Below are 7990 nucleotides of genomic sequence, written 5' to 3'. Positions count from 1 at the left end.
CCGACGTACTGGATGCTCGTGAGCGCGTTCGACGAGAACCCGTCGGGCGGCGCGGAGCTCGTGCCCCGCCAGTTCACGCTCGACCACTTCGTCTTCGTGCTGACCGACGGCGGCTTCGCGACCTACCTGCGCAACTCGCTCGTGGTGGCGCTGGTCGTGGTCGTGTTCTCAGGCCTGCTGGGGCTGCTGGCATCCGTCGCCGTCGCCCGCTTCCGGTTCACCCTGCGCACCCAGATCGTCATGATGATCCTCGTCGTGCAGATGGTGCCGCTGGAGGCCCTCGTCATCCCGCTGTTCGTGCAGGTGCGCGATCTGCAGCTGCTGGGGACCCTGCTCGGCCTGATGATCGTCTACACGGCGCTGGCGCTGCCGTTCGGGATCTGGATGCTGCGCGGCTTCGTGGCCGCCGTGCCCGTGGAGCTCGAAGAGGCCGCCTACATCGACGGCGCCTCGTGGTGGCGCATGTTCCGGTCGGTGCTGCTGCCGCTCGTGGCGCCCGGGCTCGTCGCGACGAGCGTCTTCGCGTTCATCACGGCGTGGAACGAGTTCATCTTCGCGATGACGCTGCTCGGCGGCGCGACCGAGAACTACACGGTGTCGATCGGCCTGCGCCAGTTCTTCGGCGTGCACTCGAATGACTGGGGCTCGGTGATGGCGGCGTCGACGATCATCACGATCCCCGTCATGATCTTCTTCATCATCGTGCAGCGGCGCCTGTCGAGCGGCATCGTCGCCGGGGCTGTGAAGGGCTGACATGGATCTCGAACAACTCGTTTCCGGCGTGCTGCTGCCCGGGTTCGCCGGCCCCACCATGCCGGAATGGCTGCGCGCCGAGCTGCAGCGCGGTCTCGCCGGCGTCTGCCTGTTCGCGGGCAACGTGTCGGCGGACGATCCGGACGGGACGGCGCGCCTGGCCGCGGACATCCGCGCCGTGCGCCCCGACACGATCGTCGCCGCCGATGAGGAGGGCGGCGTCGTGACGCGGCTCGAAGGTCGCCTCGGATCGACGCTGCCGTCGCCGGCGCAGCTCGGGCTCGTGGCGCCCGAGGTCGCCGAGAGGGTCGGGGCGGTGCTCGCCGAGCGCGTGCGCCGGGCCGGCATCGACCTCGTGCTCGCGCCCAGCGCCGATGTGAACGACAACCCCGACAACCCCGTCATCGGTGCGCGCTCGTTCGGCGCCGACCCGCACGAGGTCGCGACGCGCGTCGCGGCCACCGTCCGCGGCATCCGCTCCCGCCGCGGTGTCGCGGCCTGCGTCAAGCACTGGCCGGGCCACGGCGACACGAACATCGACTCCCACCGCGGGGTGCCGACGGTCCCGGCGGCGACGGCCGCGCGTCACGCGGCGCCGTTCGAGGCCGCCATCGCGGCCGGGGTGCCCGCCGTCATGACGGCGCACATCGTGGTGCCGGAGTGGGGGACCGAGCCGGTGACCGTCAACCCCGACGCCATCGCCCGGCTGCGCGCCGCGGGCTTCGACGGCGTCGTGGTGACGGATGCGGTCGACATGGCCGCCATCGCCGCGACCTACGGCATCGGCGGCGGGGCCGCCCGGGCGCTCGCGGCGGGCGTCGACCTGGTGTGTCTCGGCAACCCCGAGCTCGGCGGCATCGACGCCGCGGCCCAGTACGCCGAGGTGGTCGGCGCGATCGTCGAGGCCGTGCACGACGGACGCCTCGCGCCCGAGCGCCTGCGCGAGGCCCACGGCCGTGTCGCGCGCCTGGCGGCCGAGACCTCGGCCTCGCGCGCGTCCTCGATCGCGGACGCGACGGTCGACGTCGCCGCCGAGGACGCCCGGGCGATCGAGCACGCGCTGGCCGCGGCATCCGATCCCTCCGCACTCGCCGGGCTCGCCCGCATCGCGCGCGTCGTCGACGCCCGCGGCGGGGCCACGCAGGCCGCGGCGACCCGGGCCGTTCCGGTGGCCGACACGCTGCGCGCGCTGGCCGAATCGGCGGATGCCGCAGGCGCGGGCCTCACCGCGGTCGTGGCCGACCGGCCCAGCGCGGTGCAGCTCGGCGTGCTCGCCGACGCGCAGGCCGCCGGCGAGTGCATCGTGGTCAACGTCGGCGCGATCCCCGGTGGGTTCGACGCCGCCGTCGTGCAGCTGGGTGCCGACTCGGTGTTCTCGGCGGGCATCGTGCGCGCGTGGGCGGCGAAGGGTGGGCGATGAGGATCCTCGCGCTGCAGTCGGGCACCAGCGCCGACGGCATCGACGCCGTGCTCGTCTCGATCGAGGCCGGGCAGGACGCGCTCGAGCTCGTCGTCGAACGGTGGGGCACCGCGCCGTGGCTGCCCGACGAGCGCGCGCTCGTCATGCGCGCCGTCGACGGCGCTGCGCTGGAGCCGGCGGACTGGTGCCGGCTCGAGACCGTCGTCGGGCAGGCGTTCGCACGCGCTGCCGTGTCGTTCACCGCGGGCGAGGCGCCGCCCGACCTGGTCTGCGCGCACGGGCAGACCGTCTTCCACGGTGTCGAGGGCGGCACGGTGTGGGGCACGCTGCAGGTCGGCGAGCCCGCCTGGATCGCCCGCGCCACCGGCTGCCCCGTGCTGTTCAACGTGCGCGTCGCCGATGTCGCGGCAGGCGGCCAGGGCGCGCCGCTCATCGCGGCCTTCGACGCCCGGTGGCTGCGCGAGGCCGCAGAGCAGGCGGCGGCGCCCATCGCGTCACTCAACCTCGGCGGCATCGCGAACCTGCAGGTCGTGCGGCCCGACGGCACGGTCGCCGGGTTCGACACCGGACCCGCGAACGCGCTGCTCGACGCCTACCTGACCCGCGAGACGCACGGTGCCGAGACCTTCGACCGCGACGGCCGCCGCGCCGCCGCGGGGACGGTCGACGCCGCGCTGCTCAAGCGCCTGCTCGCTCATCGGTACTTCGCGCTCGACGCCCCCAAGACCACGGGGCGCGAGACCTTCACGCTCGCCACCGTCGACGAGGCACTCTCGGCCGTTGGCCGAGACGACACGCCGGGATCGCCCGGGCAGCCGCGGCCGCCGGCATCCCGCACTCTCGACGACGTCTGCGCGACGCTCGCCGAACTGACCGCGGCGTCCGTGGCCGACGCGCTGCACCGCTCGGCCCCGGACGCCGCCCGCCTCATCGTCTCGGGCGGCGGCGCCCGCAACCCCGTGCTGCTCGACCGCATCGCGGCGCTCGCAGGCGTGCCCGTCGAGCCGAGCGACGCCTGGGGCATCCCGGCCGACGCCCGCGAGGCGGTCATGTTCGCCGCGCTCGCGTACCTCTCGGTGCTGCGGGTGCCGCTGGAGCTGCCGGGAACGCCCGAGGGCCGAGCCGCCGTCGCCGGGCAATGGGACCTGTCGGTCGCGCCCTTGCCTACCCCGCCCGCCGTCACCGAGGGCGCATGGCAGCGCCTCCGCGTGCGCACTCGAGAGGAGCGGCCATGAGCATCGTCGCCGTCGACCTGGGAAAGACCGGATGCCGCATCCGCGCCACGTCCGGAGCCACGACCGTCTCGGCGCAGGGAGCCGGGGTGCCGGGGCTCGCCGACAGCGACGGCGACACCCGCGCGTTCGACGCCATCGTCGCGACTCTCGGCGAGCTCGACCTGCCGACGCCGGTCGCATCGATCGGCGTCGGCGCCGCGGGAGCCGAAGCGGCGCCGGCCGCCGCGCGGGCCCTCGCCGACCGCGTCTCCGAGCGTCTGGAGGCGCCGACCGCCGTCACCACCGATGCGGTGACGGCCCACGCGGGGGCGTTCGAGGGGATGCCCGGAACGATGGTGATCGTCGGCACCGGCACGGTGCTGCTGACCCTCGACGGTGCCGGCATCCTGAGCCAGACCGACGGCTGGGGCCCCTGGCTCGGCGACGAGGGCAGCGGCCGCGCGATCGGGCAGGAAGGGCTGCGGGCCGTGCTGGCCGCCCACGACGGCCGCGGTCCTGCGACCGCGCTCACGGCCGCCGCCCTGGAGCTGCACACGCCGCTCAGCACGCTGCCCCGGTGGGTCGCCGACACCGCCGCGCCCGCGCGGCAGCTGGCACGATTCGCCCCGCGCGTGCTGCAGGCCGCCGCGGCCGGTGACGCCGTCGCACGCGACATCGTCGAGCGCGCCGTCGACGCCGTGCTGCAGGCCTGTGTCGCCGCGGGGGCATCGCGATCGGGGAGTGCGTCGGCGGACGGCGCGCTCGCGGGAGCAGGCCCCTACTGCCTGCTCGGCGGCATCGCCGGGTCTGAGGTGTTCGGGGGCGCGCTGCGCGCGCGGCTGCGAGAACGAGGGCTCGCCGTCGTCGAGCCCCGGGGCGACGCGCTCGACGGGGCGGAGTACATCGCCCGAACCCCGGCCAGTCCGTACGAGGGGAGTGTGGTGCGCCGTGGTTGACCTCGACGATCTGCGCCGTCAGCTGGCCGAGCTCACGACCGAGGCCGTCGACCCCGAGTTCGGCGAGCTCGACCTCATGACGACGCCCGAGCTCGTCGCGGCCATGATCGACAGCAACCGCCAGGTCAGCGACGCGCTGGTGGCGGCATCCGCCGATCTCGCCCGCGCCGTCGACGCCGCCGCCGAACGGATGCAGCGGGGCGGGCGACTCCTGTACGTCGGGGCGGGAACGCCCGGGCGCCTCGGCATCCTCGACGCGAGCGAGATCCCGCCGACCTTCGGAGAGCCGCCCGAGCGCGTCGTCGGCATCATCGCCGGGGGAGAGACGGCGATCCGCTCGGCGGTCGAGAACGCCGAGGACGACGGCGCCGCCGGACGCGCCGACATCGCACGCGCCGGTGTCGGGCCCGACGACTGCGTCGTGGGACTCACCGCGTCGGGGCGCACGCCTTACGTGCTGGGCGCGATCGCCGAGGCGCACGAGCGGGGAGCGGCGACCATCGGGGTCAGCTGCAATCCGCGCTCCGAACTCACCGCGGCCGCCGACGTTGGTGTCGAGGTCATCGTCGGGCCCGAGCTCGTGGCCGGTTCCACGCGGCTGAAGGCCGGCACGGCCCAGAAGATCGTGCTCAACACCATCTCGACCCTCGCGATGGTGCGCATCGGCAAGACCTACGGCAACCGCATGGTCGACGTGCGCGCCACGAACGAGAAGCTGCGTGCCCGCGGGGTGCGCATGGTGATGGGGATCGCCGATGTCGACCCCGCGATGGCGCGTCGCGCGCTCGCCGACACCGGTTGGGAGGTGAAGCCCGCGATACTGATGTGCATGAGGGGACTGACCGCGGATGCCGCGGCTCGTGCGCTCGCCGACGCCGGGGGTCGGCTGCGCGAAGCACTGGACCGCACCCGCGAGGCGGTGTGATGGACGTCCTGATCCGCGCCCGCCAGTCGCTCGACCGGCTGAGCGCCTCGGAGCGACGCGTCGCCGACACCGTGCTCGCTGATCCCGAGCTCGTCCGCACCTCGACGATCATGCGGCTCGCCGAGGTGAGCGGAGCCTCGCAGTCCACGGTCGCTCGGTTCTGCCAGAGCCTGGGATACCCCGGCTACCGCGAGTTCCGCCTCGACGTCATCGCGGCGCTCAGTCGCGACCAGGCGCAGCGCATCAGCTTCGACATCGGCGAGGGCGAGATCGGCCCCGACGACTCGATCGCCGACACGGTCGCCAAGATCGCCTTCCAGGAGATGCAGGCGATCCAGGACACCGCGCAGTCCCTCGACACCGAGGCCGTCGCGCAGGCGGTCACCGCGATCCGTGGGGCGCGGCGCATCGAGCTGTACGGCGCGGGGGCGTCCTCGCTCAGCGCGCAGGACCTGTTCCAGAAGCTCAGCCGCATCGGCCGCCCCGCGGGCGTCTCGGTCGACATCCACCTCGCGCTCGTGCAGGCCGCCCTCCTCGACGACGCCTCCGTGGCCATCGGCGTCTCGTTCCGCGGCGAGACCCGCGAGACCCTCGACTTCCTGACGACGGCCGGCCGCACCGGCGCGCTGACCATCGGCATCACCAACGCCGCCGAGTCCTCGCTCGACGACGTGTGCGACATCGTGCTGCGCACGAGCGTGCGCGAGGCCCGCTTCCGCAGCGGCGCCATGGCCAGCCGCATCGCACAGCTCGCCCTCATCGACATGCTGTTCGTGCTCGCCCTGCGCCAGGACTTCCCGCAGATGACCGAGAGCCTGCGCCGCACCTACGACGCCGTGCAGTCCCGCCGCCCCGACACCGGCGCCGTCGAGAGCGGCTGAGCGTCGGCATCCGTCGCGCTTCGTTCGTCAGCCGAGGTGCCGCCGCGGTGTCGGTTGTACTGCGTCCCCGGGGTTGCGGGCCATTCGCGCCACATTCCTAGGGAGCGCATTCGCCGAGGTGGCGCGTGTGGTCGTGTCGTGGGCGTTGAGGCGACCGTTCGCGCCCCATTTTCTTGGGGGTGGCAACCGTGAGGTGGCGCCTGTGGTTGCTTCTTGTCGGTCGAGGCGACCGTTCGCGCCACTTTCGTCGGGAGCGCATTCGCTGAGGTGGCGCGTGTGGTCGTGTCGTGGGGGGATGAGGCGACCGTTCGGGCCACGTTCGTCGGGGGTGGCAACCGTGAGGTGGCGCCTGTGGTTGCTTCTCGGTGGTCGACGCGACCGTTCGGGCCACATTCGTCGGGGGCGTGTCTGCCGAAGTGGCGCCTGTGGTCGCCTCATGGGGGTTGAGGCGACCGTCCGGGCCACTTCGGTGGCGCGCGCAGTGAAGCAGCGAACCGCCAACCGTCTTCGGGCATCCCAGAGGGGCTGCGGCGCCCGTCGAGGGCACGCGGGGCCGGGCGGGCGCCCGGGCATCCGATCCCCTCCGGAAGGGGGCACCCGCCGCAGGATTGGTCAAACCATCCTGTGCGGAGGCGTAACGTAGAAGGGTTCCCCGAATCGATTCGAAAAGGTGTTTGGCATGCGTTCCCGCAGTACCGCTGTTCTGTCCCTCATCGCCGCGTCCGGTCTCCTCCTCGCCGGGTGCGCCTCGTCCGGTGGATCGCCCGCGGCGGCGCCCGAGAAGACGAAGCCGGCCGTCACGGTCGTCGACTCGTCGCTCAGCGACCCCGCGGCGGTGGGCGAGCGCGTCGGCGCCGACGGAAAGCAGCTCGAGGTGTGGAGCGGCATCGTCCCCGACGAGGCTGCGGCCGGTGCGCTCGGCGACCCCGAGGCCGGTACGCAGTGGGTCACCGCGAACGTGGCGCAGTGGGTGAGCGACAAGGGCCTCACCGGCGCCGACATCGCGCCCGTGCTGCGTTCGACCGCCGACGACAGCTTCGAGGGCGTCGCCGTCCCGCAGCAGAACGTCGACGTCGAGATGAAGCCCGACACGTCGTACACGTATGTCTGGAGCTACGCCGTCCCCGACGCGCTCGTCGACCCGTCGACGCTCGTCATCTGCGTCGGCGCCGGCGACGAGGGCTGCAGCGTCCTGACCAAGTGACGAGTGGATGCCGGCGGCCGCGGCCGCCGGCATCCACTCGCCCTTCACGAAGCGCCGGGTACCCGAGGGGGCCCGGCGCATCGTCGTTCCTGTCCGCTCCGGATCAGGAGATCTCGCGAGCACGGGGACAGCGGTCAGGCGGCGACGCGGACCTCGTCGACGGGCACGATGTCTTTGCCCAGGGGCATGAGCGAGATCGGCACGAGCTTGAAGCTGGCGATGCCGAGCGGGATGCCGATGATCGTGACGCACATCGCCACACCCGTCACGATGTGGCCGATCGCGAGCCACCAGCCGGCGAGGATCACCCAGATGACGTTGCCGAGGAACGAGCCGACGCCCGACGAGGGCTTGTCGACGATCGTGCGGCCGAACGGCCACAGCGCGTAGACGCCGACGCGGAACGACGCGATGGCCCAGGGGATCGTGATGATCGGGATGCACAGCAGCACCCCGGCGAGCATGTAGCCGAGGAACATCCAGAAGCCCGACAGCACGAGCCAGATGATGTTGAGGAGGGTGCGCATGTTCCGATTCTTTCAACGGGATGCCGCGAGGCGCCTGTGACCGGGAGGGGAGGTGGCGGGCGGAGGTGGCTGCCGCGGAGTCTGGCCTCCGCCCCTCATCTCCCTCCCGG

The 7990-nt window shown here is 73.1% G+C and carries 8 protein-coding genes; 7 read left to right on the top strand and 1 reads right to left on the bottom strand.

What is annotated here, in order from left to right; all coding sequences use genetic code 11:
• The 7 genes from ACTHNQ_RS11080 to ACTHNQ_RS11050 form a co-directional block, all read left to right on the top strand.
• Positions 1-753: carbohydrate ABC transporter permease (locus ACTHNQ_RS11080; RefSeq protein ID WP_440333422.1), on the top strand; the 753-nt coding region annotated here is incomplete at its 5' end.
• Position 754: 1 nt separating this feature from the next.
• On the top strand, positions 755-2173 hold the full coding sequence (locus ACTHNQ_RS11075) for a glycoside hydrolase family 3 N-terminal domain-containing protein (protein WP_440333421.1): 1419 nt from the start codon (positions 755-757) through the stop codon (positions 2171-2173).
• On the top strand, positions 2170-3408 hold the full coding sequence (locus tag ACTHNQ_RS11070) for an anhydro-N-acetylmuramic acid kinase (RefSeq protein ID WP_440333420.1): 1239 nt from the start codon (positions 2170-2172) through the stop codon (positions 3406-3408). The genes ACTHNQ_RS11075 and ACTHNQ_RS11070 overlap by 4 nt, the downstream gene beginning before the upstream one ends.
• Positions 3405-4343, top strand: coding sequence for an N-acetylglucosamine kinase (locus ACTHNQ_RS11065; RefSeq protein WP_440333419.1), 939 nt, complete (start codon positions 3405-3407; stop codon positions 4341-4343). The genes ACTHNQ_RS11070 and ACTHNQ_RS11065 overlap by 4 nt, the downstream gene beginning before the upstream one ends.
• Positions 4336-5268 (top strand): N-acetylmuramic acid 6-phosphate etherase, encoded by a 933-nt coding sequence (murQ, locus tag ACTHNQ_RS11060; RefSeq protein ID WP_440333418.1) that lies wholly within the window; start codon positions 4336-4338, stop codon positions 5266-5268. The genes ACTHNQ_RS11065 and murQ overlap by 8 nt, the downstream gene beginning before the upstream one ends.
• Positions 5268-6149 carry a MurR/RpiR family transcriptional regulator gene (locus ACTHNQ_RS11055; protein WP_440333417.1) on the top strand — a complete coding sequence of 294 codons (882 nt, stop codon included), beginning with the start codon at positions 5268-5270 and terminating at the stop codon, positions 6147-6149. Before murQ ends, ACTHNQ_RS11055 begins: the two co-directional genes overlap by 1 nt.
• A 679-nt stretch (positions 6150-6828) precedes the next feature.
• Positions 6829-7353, top strand: coding sequence for a hypothetical protein (locus ACTHNQ_RS11050; protein ID WP_018171690.1), 525 nt, complete (start codon positions 6829-6831; stop codon positions 7351-7353).
• Positions 7354-7487: 134 nt separating this feature from the next.
• Here the strand turns inward: ACTHNQ_RS11050 and ACTHNQ_RS11045 are convergent, their stop codons facing one another.
• Complete coding sequence (locus ACTHNQ_RS11045; RefSeq protein ID WP_440333416.1) at positions 7488-7880, bottom strand: YccF domain-containing protein; 393 nt, start codon at positions 7878-7880, stop codon at positions 7488-7490.
• Positions 7881-7990 lie beyond the last annotated feature (110 nt).

The organism is Microbacterium sp. (assembly GCF_051953575.1).
In the GTDB taxonomy this organism is placed as follows: domain Bacteria; phylum Actinomycetota; class Actinomycetes; order Actinomycetales; family Microbacteriaceae; genus Microbacterium.
Note: the sequence above shows the minus strand (reverse complement) of the source record. Positions and strands in the feature narration are given on the sequence as shown.

Bases quoted from the DNA above. Each gene is read 5' to 3' on its own strand.
- ACTHNQ_RS11065 (WP_440333419.1), top strand. From the start codon at position 3,405: ATGAGCATCGTCGCCGTCGACCTGGGAAAGACCGGATGCCGCATCCGC.
- ACTHNQ_RS11075 (WP_440333421.1), top strand. From the start codon at position 755: ATGGATCTCGAACAACTCGTTTCCGGCGTGCTGCTGCCCGGGTTCGCC.
- ACTHNQ_RS11045 (WP_440333416.1), bottom strand. From the start codon at position 7,880: ATGCGCACCCTCCTCAACATCATCTGGCTCGTGCTGTCGGGCTTCTGG.
- ACTHNQ_RS11050 (WP_018171690.1), top strand. From the start codon at position 6,829: ATGCGTTCCCGCAGTACCGCTGTTCTGTCCCTCATCGCCGCGTCCGGT.
- ACTHNQ_RS11055 (WP_440333417.1), top strand. From the start codon at position 5,268: ATGGACGTCCTGATCCGCGCCCGCCAGTCGCTCGACCGGCTGAGCGCC.
- ACTHNQ_RS11070 (WP_440333420.1), top strand. From the start codon at position 2,170: ATGAGGATCCTCGCGCTGCAGTCGGGCACCAGCGCCGACGGCATCGAC.